Source organism: uncultured Bifidobacterium sp. (assembly GCF_963540075.1).
Lineage (GTDB): Bacteria > Actinomycetota > Actinomycetes > Actinomycetales > Bifidobacteriaceae > Bifidobacterium.
The window spans coordinates 1-21,614 of sequence record NZ_CAUTOG010000008.1 but is presented as its reverse complement, the minus strand read 5'-3'; the positions used below and the strand labels follow the sequence as shown (position 1 = coordinate 21,614).

The window sequence follows — 21,614 nt, the reverse complement described above, 5'->3', positions numbered from 1 at the left end:
AGTGGAGGACACAGTGAACACACTCGGCAGAACGGCGATCGCCGCGGCATCGATGGCCGCGCTGGCGGTGGATCTCGCCGCCGTCGTGATCGTTCCGAAGCTGCGCATCCAGCGCAGTGAGACGGTTCTCGCGCAGACCACGGCGGTCGCCGGATCGCAGTCGTCGACCGGGGCCTCGTCGGGGGAATCCCCCTCGGATTCGTCGTCGTCGTCTTCGTCTTCGTCATCCTCCTCGGATTCCTCCTCGTCTTCATCGTCATCCGCCTCATCCTTGCAGGACGGAACCTATACGGGGTCGGTCACCATGACGCGCCGCGGGGACGTGCAGGTGCGCATCACCGTCTCCGGCGGGAAGGTCACCGCCGTCGATGCCGTCCAGTACCCCCAGGACAACCCCACGTCCTCCTCGATCAACGCGCAGGTCATCCCCATCTACGTCAAGGAGGCGCTTGCCGCCCAGAGTTCCTCGATCCAGGTGGTGAGCGGGGCCACGGAGACCTACGACGGCTTCACTGGCTCCCTGCAGGACGCCATTGCGCAGGCGGGACGGTAGCGCCATGCGATACGTCACACTGAACGTCATGAATCTTCCCTTCACCATCGCCGTCGATGACGATCAATGCCCTCGTGGCAAGAGCGTGGAGACGCCGGGCGCCATCGCCGGCATGAACAGGGCCGTGGACGGTGTGCGGAACCTGCTCGTCGACGTCGATCGGCGTTTCTCCCCGTTCCGGGATGATTCCCTCGTCAGCCGCTTCCAGAGGGGCGACAGGACGATGACGCGGGACGCGGACTTCACGGACGTCTACATGCTCTCGCTTCTTGCGCGCGCCGAAACCGACGGGCTTTTCGACCCCTACTTCCGTGGCGTCTGGGATCCCACGGGACTGGTCAAGGGGTGGGCCGTCGACAGGGCCGTGTCCGGGATCCTGATGCCGCTGGTGTCCTCCGGACGGCTGCCGCCCACCGGCATCAATGCCGGAGGCGATATGCTACTGCTTCCGCGGCGGGGAGGCGAGTCGTGGCATGTCGGCATCGTCGACCCGCACGACCGTGGATCGTACGTCGCGGCGATGGACATCCGATCGGGCGCGGTGGCGACTTCGGGGACCAGCGAACGGGGCGAGCATGTCGTCCGGCGCCATCACGACGTGCTGCAGGCCACGGTTGTCGCGGAAAGCCTGGTGGACGCCGACGTCTGGGCGACGGCACTGCTCGGCGCACCGGCGGCGGAGCTTGACCGTCTGGTCGCCGACAATTCGCTGACGGCCTTTCTGGTGATGTCCCAGGGGGACGTGCGCGACTATGCCGCGGGGTCGCCGGTGGATCCCGTCAATGCCCACGTCATGAGTCCAGGCGACGTCCATGGCGTCCCCGCGTCGACGACCGAGGCCGCCGACCCGTCTCACGACGCGATGGCGTCCTGTATTCCAGCCCGACGATCCGACGACCAGGAGATCCCCCGATGACGCCAGTGACCCGTGAAAGCCCCGTGATCCCCTCCTTCCGCCCTGTGGATGGGGCGGTTCGGAGACGGGAGTCCCCTGCGGCGTCGATGGCCGCGCGCTACCTGACGTGGGTGGTGGCCGCGGTCGTCGTTCCCATGCCCCTGATGCTCGCTCTGTCGCTTGAGCTGCCCACCATCTATCTGGGGCGCATAGCCGCGATGCAGATCGGCGTCGCGGCCTACGCCTGGATGCTTGCCGCCGTGGTCCTGTCCGTGCGCCCGCGCTGGCTCGACAGATCCGTCGGTCTTCCGCATCTGTACGCCATCCACGGGGGCATCGCGCTGTTCGCCATCGTCGCGGCGCTGGTCCACGACCAGTTGTCCTCGTCCACCGGCCTCGTGAAGCAGACGGGCACCATGGCGCTCATCCTTCTTATCGGCCTGGGATGCTGGTCCGTGGTCTTCATGTCCGGATGGCTGACCTCCCGCATCCCCCTGCTCGCCCGGATACGCTCCCTGGCGGAGCGTCTCGCCCATCATGAGCTGTCCGTGTGGCTGCATCGGCTCAACCTCGTGGCCGTGCTGCTCGTCTTCACCCACGTCCAGCTCATCACGTACATCTCCTCGCTGCGCTGGTTCATGGTCGTCTTCGACGTCATGACCGCGGCGACCCTGCTGGTGTACGTGGCCGGAAAGATCCGCATGCGCACCACGGCCCTGTCGGGGGTTCTCCTCTCCAGTCGCGTGGTGGCGCCTCGGGTCCATGAGATCAGGATCAGGGTCGACGTCCCGACGGCGATGAGGTGGGAGGCGGGGGACTTCGCCTTCCTGCGCTTCCCCGGCATCGAGGGCATGGGCGAGTACCATCCGTTCTCCATCGTCGATGCGCCGCGCCGCAGCGCATCGATGGGCGCGAACGGCAGACGGTCGATGAGGGGCATGAGGCAGGTCGTCTGGACCTTCGACATCCGCGAGGATGGCGACTTCACGCGCAGGGCCGGCGTCATGACGCCCGGCAGCAGGGTGACTCTTCTTCCGCCGTTCGGCAGGATCCAGCGCTTCCTCGAGGAGCATCCGGCCGCCCCCATCGTCATCATCGCCGGTGGCATCGGAGTCACGCCGATGCTTGCCGTCGTCGAAGGCTTCGCGGCTCGCACCGCCCTGGTCGTGTACACGGCGAAACGGGGAAGTCTGCTGCCCGCCGCCGAAGGTCTGAGACGTCTGGTCCGCGGATCCGGGGGTCGGACCATCATTCAGGAGGGCAGACTCAACGCCTCCCGGATGGAGACCACGGTGATTCCCGGGGCCGTGTATCTCGTGGCCGGACCGGCCCGGATGCAGAGGATATGGATGCGCTTCCTTCGGCGTCGCGGAGTCCCGGCGTCGCGGATGTACAACGAGCCGTTCGCCTGGTGATCATCGGACCCGGACCTCGTCCCCTTGTTCCAAGGGATGAACCGAGGTCTCCTCGAGATTGCGCCTGCAGCTGATTCACCGGGCGCACCGGTGACACCGAGGATGCTGATATGGGTGCTCGTCGATTCGCGGCGGGGCCGGATACGGGGGTTCCATGTTCCTGGCCGTCAGCGAGATACGCCATTCGAAGCTGCGCTATGCGCTCGTCGTCGTCGTCATGGCGCTCGTCGCGTACCTGGTCACCTTTCTCACCGGTCTGTCCTATGGACTGGCACAGGAGAACCGCTCTGCCGTCGACCACTGGGATGCGGACGACGTGATCCTCTCCGATGACGCGAACGGCGGTCTGGCCCTGTCGTCGATCAGCGGCGATAAGGCCGAGGCCGTCCGCGCCGATCGCAAGGCCACGCTGCTGCAGTCGGCATCGGTCACCCATCAGGCCGGCGCCGGGTCCGCAGACGGGACGGACGTCCGTCTTCTGGGCATCGACGCCTCGGGATTCCTCGCCCCGGCCATCTCGGAGGGCAGGATGTTCCGCACGTCCCAGGAGACCGTCGTCGACTCGACGCTGGCCACCCGCGACGGGATCCGCCTGGGCGACCGTCTCGCCTTCTCCGGCACCGACAGGACGATGAAGGTCGTCGGATTCACGTCGAACGCCCAGCTCAGCGTCTCGCCCGTCATGTACATGTCGCAGGCGGGATTCCGCCGTCTGGGGGTGTCGGGAATTCTCTCCCGGTCCTCCGATGCCGTCAGCGCCGTCATCACCCGGGGCAGGGTAAAGAGCGTCCCGAAGGGCGTGGACGTCGTATCCATCGCGGACTTCATCCAGGATCTGCCCGGGTATCGCGCGCAGGTCCTCACCTTCGGCTTCATGATCGGCTTCCTCGTGGTGATCGCCGCCGTCGTCATCGGCGTCTTCCTCTACGTGCTGACCCTGCAGAAAAGGTCGGTCTTCGGGGTGCTCAAGGCGCAGGGGGTCTCCACCGGATTTCTGTCGCGTTCCGTGGTGGTGCAGACGCTGCTGCTCTCGGTGTGCGGCGTCGTGGTGGGAGGGGCCCTGGCTCTGGGGACGGCCCTGGTGCTTCCCGATGCGGTGCCGTTCCAGTCCGATGTCCCGCTTCTTGCCGCTGCGACGGTCCTGATGGTGCTGTCCGCGGTGGCGTCATCCGCGTTCTCGGCGCGGGCCGTCGCGCACGTCGATCCTGTGGAGGCGATCGCATGAGCGTTCACGAGCACGAGATGACCCCTGGCGGTCAGTCCGACGTCCCGGTGCGGATGCCTGCCGGCGATGTTCCGGCAAGGGACGCCGTCCGTTCCGACGGACCCCGGGACTTCGGCGCCCGGGTCCTCACCCTTGACCACGTCAGCAGATCGTATGGGGACGGGGATGAGGTCATCCACGCCCTGCACGACACCAGTCTGGGCGTGAGGGCGGGGAGCTTCGTCGCCGTCGTCGGGCCCTCCGGCTCGGGCAAGAGCACGCTGCTGTCCATCGCCGGCGGACTGCGGACCCCCTCGGCCGGACGCGTCCTTCTGGGGGATCGACCCCTGAGCTCCGCCGGCGAAAGGCAGAGGGCCCGGATGAGGCTGACGGGCATCGGCTTCGTGCTTCAGGGGGCGAATCTCGTTCCCTTCCTCACCGTGCTCGAGCAGTTCCGGCTCGTCGACCGGATTCTGCACCGCGACGGCAGGGACAGGGCGCTTGCGCTGCTCGACGGACTGGGGGTTTCGGCGCTTGCCGGGAAGTACCCCGAGGAGCTCTCCGGCGGGGAGCGACAGCGCGTGGCTATCGCCCGCGCCATGTATCTGAAGCCCCCGCTTATCCTCGCGGACGAGCCCACGGCGGCCCTGGACTCGGAGCGTGCCTTCGACGTGGTGCGCATCCTCGCCGACGAGGCGCACCATAACGGTCGTGCGGTGGTGATGGTGACGCATGACACCCGCCTGCTCGGCTCCTGCGACCAGGTGCTGACGATGAGGGACGGACGGATCCTGCCGGAGGCGACGGCGTAACCACGGAGGAAGCCGGCTCCGACGCGGCCATGATCATGTCATGGGGAACGAGGGCCCGAATCAGAGAGAGAATCCCTCGATGCCGGCCCATAGGCCGGGATAGCCTCCGAACGTCGCCGTCATCCATGTGCCGCCCAGCCAGAGAGCACCAAGGCCCATCAGCGCCCACAGCAGAATCCATGCGCCAGCCGGGATCCCGCCGGCGCCGAGCTGGTCGGCGTCGGACCCCTGCGCCTGGCCCGTGCGACGCTGATGCTGCAGCTCGGCCAGAGGCCTGAGCGCTCCGAGCAGCAGGAACCAGGCGAGGGTGCAGGCCGCCATCGTCCGCAGCCGCTCGTCGCCCCACCATGAGACGCCGATGACGATGAGCAGGGCGGCGAGGACCGCAAGCAGACCGTATCCGTTCCGGATGCGAACGAGCAGCAGCACGAGCAGTATGACCAGCAGCCAGAGGGCGGCCGTGGGATATCCGGCGGCGACCAGCGCCGAGCAGCCCAGCCCCCATAGTGGTGGCGAGGCGTATCCGGCGAACCGGGTCAGGGCGAGCCCCGGGCCCCGGCTTCGGCCTGAGCTCACCGTCACCCCGGAGGTGTCGGCGTGCAGGGCCACCCCCTGAAGCCGGCGGCCCGTCAGCTTCGCCGCCAGGGCATGGCCGCCTTCATGGGCGATGGTGATGGCGTTGCGAGTGATGCGCCAGAGAGGGGTGACCGCGACCGCCAGCAGGGCCAGAATGACGCATGTGATGACCTCCTCGGAGGAGGGTGCGGCGGAGCGCGTCGCCGACGCCGTCCACACCGTCTCCAGGACGGTCCCAATCATGTCCATGATCGTCAGTGTCATGCCGGATATTGTGCCATCCCCGTCTGGAAACGGCGGGAGGGAAGGCGGTGCGTACGGAAAACGTCGGTACCGGCCACGGAATTGGCAGGGACTGCGTGGTGCTGCCGGTAAGAGCGGGGCGCCCCCGGGGCGCCGCTGTGATGGTCCTGCCTGCAGACCTCCCGGGAAAGCCGTGGCGCTGAGTCGTCCCGGAAGTCACGGCAGAGCCGCGGCATATCGCTACGACTGGTAGAAGTACCCGCTGGGGGCGTCGGCGGAGGCGACGGACGATACCCGCAGCAGCAGGCCCTGGCGCTGATGTCCGGCGGATCCCGTCGTCCCCTGGGAGAGGACGCCCGTCACCGTCACCCATGCATGGGTGCGCAGCTTCGACGTGGCGCCACGCGCGGTGAAGCCGAAGGGCGTCATATCGAGGATGCAGCAGGACATGTACTGCCGTGAGACGTCGAACTCGCCGGACCCGGTCGTCGAATCCCTGCTGACGAAGCCGGTGACCGTCACCGTGTATCCCAGATACCGTGCCGGGTCATGGTCGATGGTCTCGTACCAGTCGCCGAACTCGTCGTCGGATATCGTCAGCGTGCGGGCCGACGCGTCCAGGCCGTGCAGCCCCCGGCCGTCCAGCGTCGTGATGGCGATGGCACGGCCCCCCGCATAGGAGTCGAAGCCCGAGGACTGCTGCGCCGCCGCCAGGGGGATGACCACCAGCAGCGCGGGGACGGCGACGGCGGCGAGAAGACGCCGGAGGCCTTCGGCCGTCGCATGGAACAGCCCCGATGCGGCGGCTAGGGTAAGCAGGCCGAGGAGAACGCACGCCAGGATGAGATACGGCCTGGTGCGCGGGGTTGCGAAGCCGCTGTAGGAGCCGGAGGCCGTCGCCCACATCAGTGTTGCGTCCAACGCGGCCAGAACCGCCGCCTCGACGATGTCGGCGAAGGCCGGTCTCGGCGAGGCGCCTTCGGTTGGGGGCCTGGGAGTCGTGCATGCGCAGGACGTGGTCGTCATGCCGCTCCCGCCGTGATCGTCGCTCCGAATGCCGTGAGCAGCAGCTGCGCGACCACGGCCGCTAGCAGACATAACGTGACGATCGTGCCCATCAACCGGATCGTGAAGCGTGGGTGGCATTCCTGCACGAGCATCAGCGTGTTCTTGACGTCCAGCATCGGACCCAGGACGAGGAAGGCGAGGATGGCCGATGCGGGGAAGACCCCTGCAAGGCTCGCCGCGATGACGGCGTCGGAGGACGAGCAGATCGAGCCCACATAGGCGAAGGCCATCATGAGCCCGATGGCCGCAAGGAACCCCAGGCCGCCGAAGCGGGAGGAGGGGTCGGATCCCATCGCGGTGCGCAGCGAGGCGGCGATGACGATGCCGGCCAGGACGATGGGCATCAGTCGAAGGAAGTCGGCGTGGACGTGCACGAGGAAGTCGCCCAGCGCCCGCAGCGGCGTGCGGCGGGGGAGTCCGGGATCCGTTCCGGCGTTCGTCGCCCTGCCGTCGGGCGCATCGTGGTCGGGGATGACGTCCCCGTGGGCCTCGGTCCTCACCGTAGACGTGCGCGGAGGCAGAGCCGCCATGCCTGCGCCTGCTGCCAGCGCTACCGCGACCCCCATGCCCACGCGTGCGGCGACCATCCATCGGGCATGCGGGAAGGCGTACCACGTCGACCAGAGGGCGACTGGGTTCATCACCGGGGCGGCGCACAGGAAGGTGACCGCCGTCGGAAGCGGAAGGCGCCGCCGGGCGAGCCCCGCGAACGTGGGCACGATGACGCAGTCGCATACGGGCAGCAGCAGTCCCGCGAGAAGCGCCACGGCCATGCCTCCCACCGTCGTCCGAGGCAGATGGCGCCGAAGCGTGGAGGGGCTCACCCATGTCTCCACGGCGGCCGAGACGAGCACGCCGATGAGAACGAAGGGGATGGCCTGAAGCAGCAGTCCCGCGACGCCGCGGACGATGGAGTTGAGGGGAAGCCAGCCCAGCCGCGACTGGATGGCGGGGGCGGCGGCGATGGGAAAGGCGACGAGCGGGACGCCCAGGACCAGCCACAGCGTCGAAGCCGAGAGCGACCTCGACGTGGGAGGGTGCAGGGAGGGTGCGCCGTGGGTTTCCTCGACGTCCTTGCAGGATCGGATCCGCTTCCGGGAGAGCGGTTCGGCGAGTGTGTCCATAACGCCCCTTCCCATCCATGGCATGACGATGTTTCCTGCACTGGCATGATAGCCGCGAGCTCTGGGCGTTGAAACGGCCTGTCGGAACACGCAATAAATGATAACGATTCTCAACAGTGTATGATGGGACCATGAGCCGGGAACGGTTTCTGGAGAACGACGAGGCAAGACCTGGCCCCGAACAGGAAGAGGGAGCATGAGCGGTTCCGAAGACAGGCGAGGAACACCCGGAATGTGCGCAGACGGGGACCGGACGCTGCGGGCCGCGCTCGTTCGCCGGATCCGAAGAGGGATCCTTGCGGCGTCCGCGGCGCTCTCGCTGCTGGTTCTGCCGGCATGCGGATCGGCGGCGTCGACCGACGCCGCGGCCTCCGACGGGCTCGCCGTCGTGGCCAGCATCAACCAATGGGGGTCGATGGCCAGGGACCTGGGAGGCTCCCTTGTCTCGGTGACCAGCATCATGACCAACACGAACGTCGAGGCGCATGACTACGAGCCCACCACGCAGGACGTCGCGAGGTTCTCCTCGGCGAAGGTCGTCGTCGTCAACGGCGCGGACTACGACTCCTGGGCGTCCAAGGCCGCGTCCTCCACGTCGGCGGATCTCGTCGACGCCGCCACCGCGGGCGGGAAGTCGTCCGGGGACAACCCCCACGTGTGGTTCTCCTCGACGGTGCGGAGCAGGACAGCGGACGCCATCACCACGGCGTACAGGAAGGCGGACCCCGACCATGCGTCCCGGTATTCCAGTCTCAACGCCGCCTGGCACAAGCGCGAGGACGCGCTGGACAAGCTGATCGCATCCACGCGGTCGACGACGAAGGGCAAGGAGTACGCGGCCACCGAATCCGTCGCCTGGTATCTCGCCGACGACCTCGGCATGACGGACGCCACGCCCTCCGGCTACGCCCAGGCGGTGGCGAACGAGGGCGAACCGTCGGCCTCCGACATCACCTCCTTCCAGAAGGAGCTCGCCAAGGGGGCGATCCGGATGCTCATCGTCAACACGCAGGAGGCGGACAGCGTGACCGACACCATCACGACGTCGGCCAGGACCAACGACGTCCCCATCGTCAACCTCACCGAGCAGATGCCCAGCCGGTACGACGACCTCATCGACTGGATGACGGCCCTCGTCAGGCAGTTCGCCAAGGCCTGAGTGTCAGGGTCCCGGATCGGCGGGCCTATGGATCGCGGATCCGCCACGCGCGGATGGCGTGACCCATAGGCCGGCCGGCGGCATGGGGGGAGGAGAAGGATGACGGACATCAGCGTCAGATGCGTGTACGACCCGCCGCAGGATTCGGACGGATGGCGCGTCCTCGTCGACCGGCTCTGGCCGAGGGGGACGTCCAAGGCGAAGGCCCGCGTGGACGTCTGGGACCGCGAGGCGGCGCCCTCGAAGGAGCCTCCACGACGTCTTGGGAACGACGGCTCTAGAATGGCGGCTATGACCTTCAGCCAGCCCTCGGGCATCCCCGCTCCGACGTCCCGGAGCTCCCTGCAATCCCCGCCGTCGGCCCCTTCGGAGACGGCATGGCCGGCCCCGACGCCGACGCGTCCCCTCGACGCCACCGTGGAGGTCCCCGGAAGCAAATCCCTGTCGAACCGCTACCTGCTTCTCGCCGCGTTGGGGCGCCGACCCGTCACGCTTGGCGGTCTGCTGCGGTCACGGGACACGGATCTCATGATCGCCGCGCTTCGCGGGCTCGGCGTCACCATCGAGGGACTCGACGCGCAGGGCATATCGGTGCGCGTCACGCCTCCCCCCTCCGGTCGGTTCCATGGCGGGCGCACGGTGGACTGCGGACTTGCCGGGACGGTGATGCGCTTCCTGCCGGGGCTGTCCCTGTTCGCCGACGGCCCGCTGCGCTTCGACGGCGACAGGCAGGCCTACCGGCGTCCGATGAAGCCGGTTCTGGATGGACTGGAGCAACTCGGAGCCCATGTCGATTACGAGGGACGACCCGGCTTCCTTCCCTTCGTGGTCACGCCTCCGGAGGACGGGCGCGACGACCCGGACGCCATGCATGATGGCACCCTGGCGGGGGAGGGTGGAGTTCCTGAGGGATGGTCGGGCGCGAGACCCGTCGTCTCCATCGACTCCTCGTCCTCCTCCCAGTTCATCTCGGGACTGCTCCTCGTCGCCTCCCGTCTTCCGCACGGTCTCGGGCTGCGGCATACGGGTGCGAGCCTGCCCAGCCTGCCGCATATCCGCATGACCATGGCGGATGTGAAGGCCGCCGGCGGCACCGTGCGCATGACCGGCACGGCCACCTGGATCGTGGAGCATGCCGACCTGCAGCTGCCCGTCGAGGTCACCGTCGAACCCGACCTGTCCAACGCCGCGCCCTTCCTCGGCGCCGCCCTTGTCGTCGGCGGCACCGTGCGCGTCCCCCGATGGCCCGCATCCACCACCCAGCCAGGCGGCCTGCTGCCGGGGATACTCGAACGGATGGGAGCGCAGGTGACGTCGGCGGACGGCGTGCTGGCCGCCCATGCCGAGGGCCGGCACATCCTCGGACTCGGCCGCTTCGACATGTCGGCCGCGGGGGAGATCGCCCCGAGCATCGCCGCTCTGGCGACGCTGGCCGACTCGCCCACCGAGCTCGTCGGCATCGGCCATCTGCGGGGGCACGAGACCAACAGGCTCGCCGCGATGGTGACCGAAATACGCCGCGTGGGTGCCGGAGCGGAGGAGCTCGAGGACGGCGTCGCCATCACCCCCGTGCCATGGGAACGGCTGCACCCGGACGTCATGGAGACCTACGCCGACCATCGGATGGCCACCTTCGCCGCCATGCTGGGACTGGCGATACCGGGAATCCGGGTGCGGGACATCGCCACGACGCGCAAGACCATCCCCGACTTCACCGGCATGTGGGCGCGCATGATCGGGGCCGTACGGGGCTGACGGCCGAATTGTCGACTCTCATATCCACCCCACGAGAAGCCGCGCAGGAGCGGGTCCGCGGGGAGGACGCTGCGCGGCACCGCCGGCGCAGGACCATGCGCCGGATACGACGAGGGCCCGCCCCTGATAAGGGGCGGGCCCTCGTACGGTCACGGCCTGGGCGGCGCACGACGCCAGTCATTCAGCGAAGGGCCGGTCCGGGACGTTCAGCGGGTGAACTCGTTGCCGTAGGAGTCCCTGCCGACCTTGGCGATCTCGGCGGACTTGCGGGCGATGGCCAGCTCCTCGTTCGTGGGGATGACCGCGATGATCACCGAGCTGTCCGGCGTGGAGATGATGCGCGGCTGCTTCGAGCGGGTCTCGTTCTTCTCCTTGTCGAGCTTCACGCCGAAAGGCGCGAGCTTCTCGCAGACCAATCGGCGCACGATGTCATCGTTCTCGCCGACGCCGGCGGTGAAGGTGATGACGTCCACCCCGCCCATCTGCGCGGTGTAGTTCCCGATGTAGCCGACGATGCGATGGATGTACACGCCCAGCGCCAGCCGGGCGTTCTCGTCGCCCTCGGCGACGAGGCGGTGCACCTCGCGCATGTCGCCGAAGCCGGTCATGCCGGTCATGCCGGAGCGCTTGTTGAACAGGGTGTCCAGCTCGTCGACGCTCATATGGGCGTTGCGGATGAGGTGGAACACCACGGCCGGGTCGATGTCGCCCGTGCGGCCGCCCATGACCAGCCCCTCGAGCGGGGTGAGGCCCATGGAGGTGTCGATGGGCCTGCCGGAGACCTGCGCGGACGCCGAGGCGCCGTTGCCGATATGCAGGACGATCTGCCTGAGTCCCTCGGCGGGCCTGCCGATGATGCCGGGAACGACCGAGCCGATGTACTCATGGGAGGTGCCGTGGGCGCCGTAGCGGCGGATGTGGTAGCGGTCGGCGATCTCCTTGTTCAGCGCGTAGGTGCTGGCCTCCGGGGGAAGCTGGAAGAAGAAGGAGGAGTCGAAGACGAACACCTGGGGGACGTCCGGGAGAAGGGAGCGCATGACCTCGGCGCCTGTGGCCTCAGGACCGTTGTGCAGGGGGGCGAGCACGGCGAGGTCCTTGACCTTGCCGATCGTCTTGTCGTTGACGAGGGCCGGCTTCGGGAAGACGTATCCGCCCTGGACGACGCGATGGCCGACGGCGACGATGCCGGCCTCGGTGAGCTTCGGGCCGTATTCGTCGAACAGTCCGAGGACGCGCTTCAGTCCCTGCTCGTGGTCGTGGATGGGCTCACGGAGCTCATGCTTCTCGCCGCGATACTCGTGCTTGTAATGGCCGTCGGTCGGCTCGCCGATCATCTCGACCAGACCGGACGCCAGACCCTCGCCGGTTTCGAGGTCGACCAGCTGGTACTTGATCGAACTGGATCCGGAATTGATGACAAGGACGGTTTTCGCCATGACGGGCTTCCTCCATTGTGTTGTTGGGACATCCGCGCGTGGGGCACGGCTACCGAGCACGAGGATACCCGCGGGGGAGGATACGTGTGGCGGGGAATCCCGACGCCTGGATGCGGAATCCACGCGATGCTCCGGCCGCGAGGCGCCGCCGATGAGTACTGGGCGCCTATTCAGTGCTGGGCGGTTATGGCCGTGAGCGCGATGGTGTTGATGATGTCCTTCACGCTTGCGCCGCGGGACAGGTCGTTCACCGGACTGTTGAGGCCCTGGAGAACCGGTCCGATGGCCAGGGCGCCGGAGGAGCGCTGCACGGCCTTGTAGGCGATGTTGCCGGCCGAGAGGTCGGGGAAGGCGAACACCGTGACATGGCCGGCGACCTCGTTCCCCCTCGCCTTCGTCGCCGCCACGGTCGGTGACCAGGCGGCGTCGAACTGGATGGGACCGACCACGGGAAGGTCGGGGCTTCGCAGCGCGACGATCCGGGTCGCTTCGGTGACGAGGTCGACGTCGGGACCGCTTCCCGATCCGAGGGTCGAGTAGGAGAGCATGCCGACGCGGGGCTCGATGCCGAAGGCCCGGGCGGTGTGCGCCGACTGGATGGCGATGTCGGCCAGCTGCTCGGCGTTCGGATTGGTCATGATGGCGCAGTCGGCGAACAGGACCGGATGGTCGGGCAGGCACATGATGAAGGCTCCGGAGACGCCCGAGGCGTCCGGACGCGTGCGGATGATCTGCAGCGCGGGGCGCACGGTGTCGGCCGTGGAGGTGATCGACCCGGAGACGAGTCCGTCCGCCCGACCCGTCTCCACGAGCATGGTCCCGTAGTAGTTCGGCCGTGCAAGAAGCTCGCGGGCCTGAGCCGGGGTCATGCCCTTGCGTGCCCTCAGCTCGCAGAGGCGGTCGGTCAAGGCGGGGAGCAGGATGGCGTCGTCCATGGGCACGACCTCGGCGCCGCCGAGGCAGGTGAGTCCCAGCGCACCGGCGTGGTCCATGATCTCGTCGCGGTCCCCGAGAAGGGTGACGTCGACGATGTCGTGGGCGAGAAGATAGTCGGCGGCGCGCAGGATCCTCTCCTCGCCGCTTTCCGGAAGCACGATGCGCCGGCGGTCCAGGGAGGCGCGGTGGATGAGGTCCTGCTGGAAGGCGACGGGCGTCATCACCCTGCTGATGGGGGATGCGACGAGCCGCACGATGTCCTCCGACGGGATGATGCTCCTGACGAGGCGGATCGCCGCCTCTTCGGAGGACGTGTCGCCGAGCTCGACGTCGGTGGGGGGCACGATCCAGACGGGCAGACCGATGTCGGCCAGGACGGTCCGGGTCTGCGCCTGTCCGTCATCGGCGCATCCCGTCACGACGATCGCGGTCACGGAGGACCCCTCCTGCGATGCCGTCGCCAGGCAGGAGTCCACGCTGGACCTCAGCTGGCCGGGGGAGCGATGCCGGGTGCAGATGACGAGAAGCACATGCGCTCCGAGGTCGGCGGCCATGGCGCAGTCAAGGCGGAAGGCGTCGGGTAGAAAATCGGCGGGTCCATCCGTTCCCACGGCGACAATGACATCGGGGGATGCGGATCTCACCAGACGATGGACGGCGGACATGACGTCCGACCTGGCGGACAGGGGATCCGCCCTGACGTCCCGTGCCGTGACGCCGTTCGCAAGGGCCTCGCGAGGGGCGTCAGGATGCGCAACGGAGGCCAGACCGCGTCCCAGAGCATCGTTCTCGGGGGCGACCGGGCGAAGCACGACGACGTTCTCTCCGGAACGCGCCAGAGAATCGACCACGGCCAATGCCACGGCGTTGCGGCCGCTGCGTCCCTCCGGGCTGGCGATATAGATGGCCTGCGTCACTTTTCGCTCCTTAGTCCGCTGCTCGCCGGGGGATCAACGCTGAACCTCCGTGAATCACCCACATTGTATGCCCTGCGACCCGGCGGTCCGGGCGCGGCGACGGGCCCTCCCCGTTCGAGCTTGCTTCACGGGATGCTCCGGCCATAGGGGATGGCTGCGTCCGTGACGGGTCCGCGGGACCGTCATCGTCCTGGTGGGGCCCGCCGACCGCCGCCGGGTCCTGCGAGTCCCGGAGGGCCCGAGGGGTTCAGGTTCCGCCACGTCGTGCGGGGCTCCCCGACGGCCGGTGATGGGGTGCGAAGGATGGTGGGCGAGGGAGACGAGTGGGGAGCGGGAAGAGAAGCGCTGACGAAAAGGGAGAACGACGACGAGGGGAACAACAACGACGGAGGGGATGCACTGCCGTGCATCCCCTCCGCGTTGAGAACCGGGAACCCTCAGACCTCCGGCTCCTGCGTCACGAGGTCACTCGTTGTCGCCGGCGGTCGCGGCGGTCGCGGTGACCGCTCCGGCCTTGTCGGTCTTGACGCCCGACCACACCCAGTCGGTGTAGTCCGGGTGATCGTAACCGTTGTCGACGGCGAACTGGAAGGCCTCGGTGCGGAACTTCTCGAGCTTGTCGATCTCGGAGGCGTACTTCGTGGCGTCGACCATGCGCAGCGCCTCGGCGGTGAGCTCGTAGCGGTCGATCTCGTTGACGCGCACCATGTCGTACGGCGTGGTCGTGGAACCCTGCTCCTGATAGCCGTGAACGTTGAAGTTGTCGTGGTTCGGGCGATCGTAGATGAGTCCGCGCACGTCATGCGCATAGGAGTGGTAGGCGAAGAGGACCGGCTTGTCCGCGGTGAACAGATCGGCGAACTCCTCGTCGGAGAGCGCCTCGTCGTTGTCCTTCGCGGACTGCAGCTTGAGCAGGTCCACGACGTTGACGATCTTGAACTTGACGCCCAGCTTGCTGAGCTTGTCCGCGGCGGCCATCGTCTCCTGGGTGGGGACGTCGCCGACGGAGGCGAGCACGACCTGGGTCTCGTCGTTGGACTTGGCATTCGACGCCCAGGTCCACTCGGCGGCGCCCTTCTCGAGCTCCTTGCGGGCCTCGTCAAGGCTGAGCCAGGTGGCGGCGGGCTGCTTGCCGGCGATGATCGCGTTGATCATGTTCGTCGACGTGAAGCACCTCTCGGCGACCGCGAGCAGCATGTTGGCGTCCACCGGGAAGTAGATGCCGATGACGTGGTCGTTGTTGAAGGTCTTGTTGAGCAGCAGGCTGGTGACGCCCGGGTCCTGGTGCGAGAAGCCGTTGTGGTCCTGACGCCACACGTGGGAGGAGACGAGGAGGTTCATCGAGGAGATCGGCTTGCGCCACGGAATCTCGCGGACGGTCGCCTCAAGCCACTTGGCGTGCTGGTTGAGCATGGAGTCGATCACGTGCACGAAGGACTCGTAGGAGCTCCAGATGCCATGGCGGCCCGTGAGCAGATAGCCCTCGAGGAAGCCCTCCATCTGATGCTCGGAGAGCTGCTCGGTGACCTGGCCGGTGACGGCCATGTGCTCGTCCACCTGGGACGACAGATAGCCGGCGTCCCACTGCTTGTTGGTGACCTCGTAGGCCGCCTGCAGACGGTTGGACGCGGTCTCGTCGGGTCCGAAGATGCGGAACGAGTCCGGGTTCAGCCTGATGATGTCGCGGGTGTACAGGCCGAGACGGCGGGTGGCCTCGAGCTGGCCCCAGCCATGGCCGTACTCCTTGACCTCGCCGACCTCGTAGTCCTCGAGCTTCGGGAGGTTCAGCGGCTTGCGGATGCGGCCGCCGTTGGCGTTCGGGTTCTCGCCGATGCGCAGCTCGCCCTTGGGCATGAAGGCCGTCACCTCGGGGCGGATGGCGCCCTTCTCGTCGAAGAGCTCCTCCGGCCTGTAGGACTCGAGCCAGTGCTTGAGGACCTCGAAGTGGGCCTCGGTGTCGCGGGCGGAGGCCAGCGGCACCTGATGGGCGCGCCATGAGCCCTCGGTCTTCTTGCCGTCGATGAACTTCGGGCAGGTCCAGCCCTTGGGCGTGCGGAAGATGATCATCGGGTAGAACGGACGGGTCATGTCGTCGGTCTGGGCCGCGGCCTTGATGTCGCAGATCTCGTCGAAGATCTGCTCGAACAGATCGGCGAAGCGGCGGTGGATCGACAGATGGTCCTCGTCATCGAAACCGGCGACGAACTCGTAGGGCTCGTAGCCCATGCCGTGGAAGAACTCGTGGAGCTCCTCGTCGGAGATGCGGGACAGGATGGAGGGGTTGGCGATCTTGTAGCCGTTGAGGTGCAGGATCGGCAGCACGATGCCGTCGGTGCGGGGGTTGACGAGCTTGTTGGACTGCCAGCCGGTGGCCAGCGGGCCGGTCTCGGCCTCGCCGTCGCCGACGATGGCGGGCACGAACAGGCTGGGGTTGTTCATGATCGCGCCATAGGCGTGGGAGAGCGCGTAGCCGAGCTCGCCGCCCTCATGGATCGAGCCGGGGGTCTCCGGGGCGTAGTGGGAGGGGATGCCGCCGGGGTACGAGAACTGGCGGAAGAACTTCTGCAGTCCGGTCTCGTCCTTGGTGATCTTCGGGAAGTATTCGGTGTACGTGCCGTCCAGATAGGACTGCGCGGTGCCCGCGGGGCCACCGTGGCCGGGTCCCATGATGATGACGGTGTTCTGCTGGTGCTCGGCGATGAGGCGGTTGATGTGTCCGATGAGGAAGTTCAGGCCAGGAGTGGTGCCCCAGTGTCCCACAAGGCGGTGCTTGACGTCTTCGCGGGTGAAGGGCTCCCTCATCAGGGGGTTGCTACGAAGATAGATCTGGCCGATGGCAAGATAGTTGGCGGTGCGCCAGTACTTGTCAACGCCTTCCAAGGCCTCCTCGGAAACCGGAGCATCGAGCTTCTTCCAAGGGGTGCCGATAACAGGACTCGTCATGTGTACTCCTGTACTCCTGCATGGCTCCGGACGGCGCCATGCGATTGGTTGTTGGTGGTAGGTCGCGGGGCCCGGGACACCGGATGTGCCACGGGCATCCACGTCCAATCGATGTTCATCGTACGGGGGACTTGCGACTTTTGGCGTTTTTTTTGCTGCTGTGTTCGGAATTGTTTCCTTGTACGTCATGCTCCGGCCATCTCGACGCCGTTCGACGCTCGGTGAGGGCATGACGAAAACGGCGCCGTCATGCGGATTCGCCCCTGTTCGGTCGCATCCGACATCCCTGTGCGGATTCTTCCGCATGACGGTGAGGCGCCCATGGCCGTTCCCTCGTCCCCGCGTGTCATGGTGATGGTCCCTCCGTGGGTGAAGCGGGATGGGGTTCCGCGCCGGGGCCCGGTCGTTGTCGGCTTCGCCGGACACAATGGGACGGTGTCGCGTATGTCGGCGGCGTCGGGCGGCCGGCGTCCGTCCGTCCCATCGTCCCGGAGGAGAGCCATGGCCAGGGGTCCTGTTCTTGTCGTCGATTTCGGAGCCCAGTACGCTCAGCTCATCGCGCGCAGGGTGCGCGAGGCGAACGTGTACTCGGAGCTCGTGCCGCATTCCATGTCGGTCGACCAGATGCTGGCGAAGGACCCCAGAGCCATTATCCTGTCCGGCGGTCCGGCCTCGGTGTTCGAGCCGGGGGCGCCGCGCATCGATCCGCGGGTGTTCTCCGCGGGCGTTCCCGTGCTCGGCATCTGCTACGGCTTCCAGGTCATGGCCTACGAGCTCGGCGGGAAGGTCGACCGCGCGGCGATGGGGGAGTACGGGAAAACCCATGCCAGCATCGACCGGGCCGAGGGCATCCTCGCGGGGTCGCCGGCCGACCAGAGCGCATGGATGAGCCATGGTGTCGCCGTCGAAAGCGCGCCGGAGGGCTTCGACGTGCTCGCCCACACCGAGGGGGCGCCCGTCGCCGCGATGGAGGACCGGTCCCGTGGCCTCTACGGCGTCCAGTGGCATCCCGAGGTGCGGCACACCCCCCTCGGCCAGCGCCTTATCGACACCTTCCTCCATGAATGCGCCGGCCTGCCCTCCGACTGGGACGCCTCGAGCATCATCGACGAGCAGGTCGCCTCCATCCGCCGTCGGGTCGGCGACGCCCAGGTCATCTGCGGGCTGTCCGGGGGAGTGGACTCCGCCGTCGCGGCGGCACTGGTCCACAGGGCGATCGGCGACCAGCTCACCTGCGTGTTCGTCGACCACGGCCTGCTGCGCAAGGGCGAGGCCGAGCAGGTCAGGCACGACTTCGTCGCCGCCACGGGCATCCGCCTCATCGAGGCAGACGCCTCCGACGAGTTCCTCGACGCCCTCAGGGGCGTGAGCGAGCCGGAGCGCAAGCGCAAGATCATCGGCGAGAAGTTCATCCGCACCTTCGAGAAGGCCCAGAGGCAGGTCATCGAGGAGGCGGGGCGCACCGGCTCCGAGGTGCGCTTCCTCGTGCAAGGGACGCTGTACCCCGACGTCGTCGAGTCCGGCGGCGGCGACGGCGCCGCGAACATCAAATCCCACCACAACGTCGGCGGCCTGCCCAAGGACCTCAAGTTCGAGCTCATCGAGCCTCTGCGCACCCTGTTCAAGGACGAGGTCCGCGCCATCGGCACGAAGCTCGGCCTGCCGGACCAGATCGTCTGGCGCCAGCCCTTCCCCGGACCGGGCCTCGGCATCCGCATCGTGGGGGAGATCACCCGCGAGCGTCTCGATATCCTCCGGGAGGCGGACGCCATCGTCCGCGAGGAGCTGACGCGGGCCGGCCTCGACCGGGACATCTGGCAGTGCCCCGTCGTGCTGCTCGCCGACGTGCACTCCGTGGGCGTCCAGGGCGACGAAAGGACCTACGGCATGCCCATCGTTCTGCGCCCCGTGAGCTCCGAGGACGCGATGACCGCCGACTGGTCCCGCATCCCCTACGACGTGCTGTCGACGATCTCCACGCGGATCACCAACGAGTGCCGGCAGGTCAATCGCGTCGTCCTCGACGTGACTTCGAAGCCGCCGGCCACCATCGAGTGGGAATGATCTGGAAATCCGTGCAAACCCAATGCTGAAGCGGCTTCGCGGGCACCCGTGAAGCTCTGTGGCAACGGTTTGGCAACATAAGCTTCATTATCCATAGAAAAAGAGCGAACTGATTTTCTGGTCAGTTCGCTCTTTTTATATGCCTTTATTCCTCTTCACCGGGATGGGCTTTTTGCTCGGCCCGTATGGCATCCAGCTTTGCCATGGAGCGTTCCGCTTCCATTTTGGGGTAAGTGTAGCGCCAAGCATCGTATTGCTCTTGGGTGATTTCTCCACTTTTCAGCTTTTCAGCCTCTTTTTGCCACGCGTTGAGCATGTCAAACATCGTGACATATGTAATGCCCTTCGACCTGTCAAGGGTCAGGCACAGTTCTCCGTCAATCCTGCTGATCCTCAAGCAATCGCCAATTCATTTTTTATTTTCTTCAGAAGACTCAAATCCGTTTTTTAAAAATTCAACAAGCTGTTGGTAATGAAGTACAATTCCTTCCTTTATTTGATCATCAGATGGATGAAGCAGGTATTCAGAAATATCTCTTTCTCGCAAATATTTATTCTTGATGTAGTCGGAGGAGCCCATTAACAACTGAGAAATGCAAAAAAATACGAAATCTTCACTGAACCGGGTGCTTATCATTCCACGTTCTTGGCTCTCTTTAATTTTTCCCGATAGTATTTTTCTGCCGTTCTTCAAAAACAAATAGTCATCGCGCACGGCGGTATTTTCACCGGCTGCTTTCTGCATAAATGCGGCCAGCTCCGCGTTTTCTAAATTGAACTGAATATAACTGCCTACCATGCGCTGAATTAATTGAAACAGATCATCAGCCGGTTCTTTGCCTCGCTTTACGTACTGTATCTTTTTTTCAAGGCCGTAACTGATCAGGTAATCGTACAGCTCTTGCTTTTTGTTGAAATATCGGTAAAAGCTTCCTTTGGCAATACCAATGCCCGCGATGATGTCATTTAAAGATGCGGATGTAAAATCATGCGCGGTAAATTCTCTCAGGGCGGCACGAATGACCGCCTCTTTTTTTTCGTTTGGCAGATGATCAAAGGTTTTGTTTGGCACGATAACCACCCTTTTTTTGCCTATTATACATCCATACGTCTTGCAACAGCAATAGCTCTTTTTCTATCCTCGTTTCTTTTTACAAGGGTATGCGTTGACATCCACAGATTGTGGTGCCATGATAGGCAAAAGTGTAGACCGACTGGTCGCGACCGACAAGTCCAAACCAAACAGGGGGGCTCCTCATGAAAAAGATCATCAAGTCCCGATGGCTGCTTTTAGGCGTCTGGATCATCCTGGCCATCGTACTTAACCACCTCATGCCCGACTTGACGCAACTTGCCATTGACAAGGGTCAGCCGCAAATTCCCTCCAGCTATACGTCTTATACCGGAAGTCAACTATTGAACCGGAAGAACAATGTGGGTAGCGGCTCAAAGGAATCCAATCTCCTTGTGGTATTCAACAGTAAAAAGGCGCTGACGGACAGCGAGCTTGACGCCATCCACCAAGGCATTGATGATCTGAAAACGGACGAAAAGGCGCTACATATCACCAATGTAACGGACTATTTCGATAACAGTGACCTCAAAGATGAGATGGTTTCAAAAGACGGGACGACGGTTCTGGTCAGTCTGGATATTGATAAAACCGGCACCAGCATCGACACCATCCGGGATGGCATCGACAAGGCCCTCTCCTCTGTCTCCGTGAAACATTACCTGACGGGCGGCGACCTCATCAACAACGACATGATTGCCACTTCGCAGGCGGGCACGAAAAAAACGGAGCTTTTCACCTTTGCGGCCATTTTCCTAATTCTGCTTCTGGTATTCCGTTCACCGGTCGCCCCCATTGTCTCTCTGTTTTCGATTGCCCTCACGTTTCTTTGCTCGCAGGGCATTGTCACGCAGCTGGCGGATAAGCTGAATTTTCCGTATTCGTCCTCCACATCGACGTTCCTCATTCTTGTTCTGTTCGGCATCGGGACGGATTATACACTCCTGCTGATGATGCGCTTCCGGGAAGAATTGAAAATGAAATCCGTAGAGGATGCCATTGTGAGCACCTATCGAACAGCGGGCAAAACCGTATTTTTAAGTTCGCTCACGGTTTTGATCGGGTTTGCCGTCCTCGGATTCGCAAAATTTTCAATCTATCAGGCGGTTTCGGCGGTTGCAATCGCAGTTGTAATCTTGTTGTTGGAGCTGACGACCCTGCTGCCGTGCTTCATGCGCCTGCTTGGTCCGCGGCTTTTCTGGCCCACAAAGCCCCGCGCAGGCCATCAGCGCAACCGGCTGTGGGAAACCGTTTCTTCCGCCTCCGTCAAAAAACCGGTCGTGTTTCTGTTGGCCGTATTGGTCGTGACGGTTCCGGTTATTCTGTTGTATAAAACCGATCTCTCCTATGATAATTTACACGAAGTGGCGGCCTCCTATGATTCCGTCAAAGCAGTCAACATCAGTTCCGATAAATTTGGGCCGGGCAAGTTGTTCCCTGTC

General features: G+C 65.2%; 17 protein-coding genes. 9 read left to right on the top strand and 8 right to left on the bottom strand.

All coding sequences use genetic code 11. The features are described from left to right. Positions 1–13 precede the first annotated feature (13 nt). The 5 genes from RWX87_RS02125 (at position 14) to RWX87_RS02105 (ending at position 4,879) form a co-directional block, all read left to right on the top strand. A complete protein-coding gene (locus RWX87_RS02125) occupies positions 14–553 on the top strand; it encodes an FMN-binding protein (protein WP_314686394.1) in 540 nt (179 codons plus the stop codon). Between the two features lie 4 nt (positions 554–557). Then, positions 558–1,469, top strand: a complete 912-nt coding sequence (locus RWX87_RS02120; RefSeq protein WP_314686393.1) for an FAD:protein FMN transferase — start codon at positions 558–560, stop codon at positions 1,467–1,469. Continuing rightward, positions 1,466–2,863: a ferric reductase gene (locus tag RWX87_RS02115; protein ID WP_314686391.1), complete on the top strand. Its 1,398-nt coding sequence runs from the start codon at positions 1,466–1,468 to the stop codon at positions 2,861–2,863. The genes RWX87_RS02120 and RWX87_RS02115 overlap by 4 nt, the downstream gene beginning before the upstream one ends. Positions 2,864–3,017: 154 nt before the next feature. Next, a complete protein-coding gene (locus RWX87_RS02110; protein WP_314686390.1) occupies positions 3,018–4,088 on the top strand; it encodes an ABC transporter permease in 1,071 nt (356 codons plus the stop codon). Beyond that, complete coding sequence (locus RWX87_RS02105; RefSeq protein ID WP_314686388.1) at positions 4,085–4,879, top strand: ABC transporter ATP-binding protein; 795 nt, start codon at positions 4,085–4,087, stop codon at positions 4,877–4,879. Before RWX87_RS02110 ends, RWX87_RS02105 begins: the two co-directional genes overlap by 4 nt. A 60-nt stretch (positions 4,880–4,939) precedes the next feature. Here the strand turns inward: RWX87_RS02105 and RWX87_RS02100 are convergent, their stop codons facing one another. The 3 genes from RWX87_RS02100 to RWX87_RS02090 all read right to left on the bottom strand — a co-directional run bounded on the left by RWX87_RS02100 (position 4,940) and on the right by RWX87_RS02090 (position 7,890). After that, positions 4,940–5,719: a M50 family metallopeptidase gene (locus tag RWX87_RS02100; protein WP_314686386.1), complete on the bottom strand. Its 780-nt coding sequence runs from the start codon at positions 5,717–5,719 to the stop codon at positions 4,940–4,942. A 219-nt stretch (positions 5,720–5,938) separates the two neighbouring features. After that, positions 5,939–6,724 carry a TIGR03943 family putative permease subunit gene (locus RWX87_RS02095; protein WP_314686385.1) on the bottom strand — a complete coding sequence of 262 codons (786 nt, stop codon included), beginning with the start codon at positions 6,722–6,724 and terminating at the stop codon, positions 5,939–5,941. After that, entirely contained in the window at positions 6,721–7,890 is a 1,170-nt protein-coding gene (locus tag RWX87_RS02090) for a permease (protein ID WP_314686383.1), read from the bottom strand. The genes RWX87_RS02095 and RWX87_RS02090 overlap by 4 nt, the downstream gene beginning before the upstream one ends. 232 nt (positions 7,891–8,122) lie before the next feature. Here RWX87_RS02090 and RWX87_RS02085 point away from each other — a divergent pair, with 232 nt between their 5' ends. Continuing rightward, positions 8,123–9,049 (top strand): metal ABC transporter solute-binding protein, Zn/Mn family, encoded by a 927-nt coding sequence (locus RWX87_RS02085; RefSeq protein WP_314686382.1) that lies wholly within the window; start codon positions 8,123–8,125, stop codon positions 9,047–9,049. Positions 9,050–9,148: 99 nt separating this feature from the next. Beyond that, the gene (locus RWX87_RS02080) at positions 9,149–10,804 is read left to right on the top strand and encodes a 3-phosphoshikimate 1-carboxyvinyltransferase (protein ID WP_314686379.1); all 1,656 of its coding nucleotides are present in this window, start codon (positions 9,149–9,151) and stop codon (positions 10,802–10,804) included. Between the two features lie 206 nt (positions 10,805–11,010). On the opposite strand, the gene RWX87_RS02075 is transcribed toward RWX87_RS02080, so the two are convergent. The 3 genes from RWX87_RS02075 to RWX87_RS02065 form a co-directional block, all read right to left on the bottom strand. After that, positions 11,011–12,240, bottom strand: coding sequence for an acetate kinase (locus tag RWX87_RS02075; RefSeq protein WP_314686378.1), 1,230 nt, complete (start codon positions 12,238–12,240; stop codon positions 11,011–11,013). A 170-nt stretch (positions 12,241–12,410) separates the two neighbouring features. Further along, the gene (gene pta / locus RWX87_RS02070; protein WP_314686375.1) at positions 12,411–14,093 is read right to left on the bottom strand and encodes a phosphate acetyltransferase; all 1,683 of its coding nucleotides are present in this window, start codon (positions 14,091–14,093) and stop codon (positions 12,411–12,413) included. Positions 14,094–14,558: 465 nt separating this feature from the next. Further along, complete coding sequence (locus tag RWX87_RS02065; RefSeq protein WP_314686374.1) at positions 14,559–17,036, bottom strand: phosphoketolase; 2,478 nt, start codon at positions 17,034–17,036, stop codon at positions 14,559–14,561. Positions 17,037–17,537: 501 nt separating this feature from the next. Here RWX87_RS02065 and guaA point away from each other — a divergent pair. Continuing rightward, complete coding sequence (gene guaA, locus RWX87_RS02060) at positions 17,538–19,100, top strand: glutamine-hydrolyzing GMP synthase (RefSeq protein ID WP_314686372.1); 1,563 nt, start codon at positions 17,538–17,540, stop codon at positions 19,098–19,100. A 145-nt stretch (positions 19,101–19,245) separates the two neighbouring features. Here the strand turns inward: guaA and RWX87_RS02055 are convergent, their stop codons facing one another. Then, the gene (locus RWX87_RS02055; RefSeq protein ID WP_314686369.1) at positions 19,246–19,425 is read right to left on the bottom strand and encodes a hypothetical protein; all 180 of its coding nucleotides are present in this window, start codon (positions 19,423–19,425) and stop codon (positions 19,246–19,248) included. A gap of 84 nt (positions 19,426–19,509) precedes the next feature. Continuing rightward, on the bottom strand, positions 19,510–20,172 hold the full coding sequence (locus RWX87_RS02050) for a TetR/AcrR family transcriptional regulator (RefSeq protein ID WP_314686367.1): 663 nt from the start codon (positions 20,170–20,172) through the stop codon (positions 19,510–19,512). Between the two features lie 185 nt (positions 20,173–20,357). Here RWX87_RS02050 and RWX87_RS02045 point away from each other — a divergent pair. Then, positions 20,358–21,614 (top strand): MMPL family transporter (locus RWX87_RS02045; protein ID WP_314686365.1); only part of this gene is annotated, 1,257 nt, incomplete at its 3' end.

Excerpts from the sequence above, each read along its gene's own strand:
- RWX87_RS02120 (WP_314686393.1), top strand. The coding sequence starts at position 558 with ATGCGATACGTCACACTGAACGTCATGAATCTTCCCTTCACCATCGCC.
- RWX87_RS02115 (WP_314686391.1), top strand. The coding sequence starts at position 1,466 with ATGACGCCAGTGACCCGTGAAAGCCCCGTGATCCCCTCCTTCCGCCCT.
- RWX87_RS02110 (WP_314686390.1), top strand. The coding sequence starts at position 3,018 with ATGTTCCTGGCCGTCAGCGAGATACGCCATTCGAAGCTGCGCTATGCG.
- RWX87_RS02105 (WP_314686388.1), top strand. The coding sequence starts at position 4,085 with ATGAGCGTTCACGAGCACGAGATGACCCCTGGCGGTCAGTCCGACGTC.
- RWX87_RS02100 (WP_314686386.1), bottom strand. The coding sequence starts at position 5,719 with ATGACACTGACGATCATGGACATGATTGGGACCGTCCTGGAGACGGTG.
- RWX87_RS02095 (WP_314686385.1), bottom strand. The coding sequence starts at position 6,724 with ATGACGACCACGTCCTGCGCATGCACGACTCCCAGGCCCCCAACCGAA.
- RWX87_RS02090 (WP_314686383.1), bottom strand. The coding sequence starts at position 7,890 with ATGGACACACTCGCCGAACCGCTCTCCCGGAAGCGGATCCGATCCTGC.
- RWX87_RS02085 (WP_314686382.1), top strand. The coding sequence starts at position 8,123 with ATGTGCGCAGACGGGGACCGGACGCTGCGGGCCGCGCTCGTTCGCCGG.
- RWX87_RS02080 (WP_314686379.1), top strand. The coding sequence starts at position 9,149 with ATGACGGACATCAGCGTCAGATGCGTGTACGACCCGCCGCAGGATTCG.
- RWX87_RS02075 (WP_314686378.1), bottom strand. The coding sequence starts at position 12,240 with ATGGCGAAAACCGTCCTTGTCATCAATTCCGGATCCAGTTCGATCAAG.
- RWX87_RS02065 (WP_314686374.1), bottom strand. The coding sequence starts at position 17,036 with ATGACGAGTCCTGTTATCGGCACCCCTTGGAAGAAGCTCGATGCTCCG.
- guaA (WP_314686372.1), top strand. The coding sequence starts at position 17,538 with ATGGCCAGGGGTCCTGTTCTTGTCGTCGATTTCGGAGCCCAGTACGCT.
- RWX87_RS02055 (WP_314686369.1), bottom strand. The coding sequence starts at position 19,425 with ATGTTTGACATGCTCAACGCGTGGCAAAAAGAGGCTGAAAAGCTGAAA.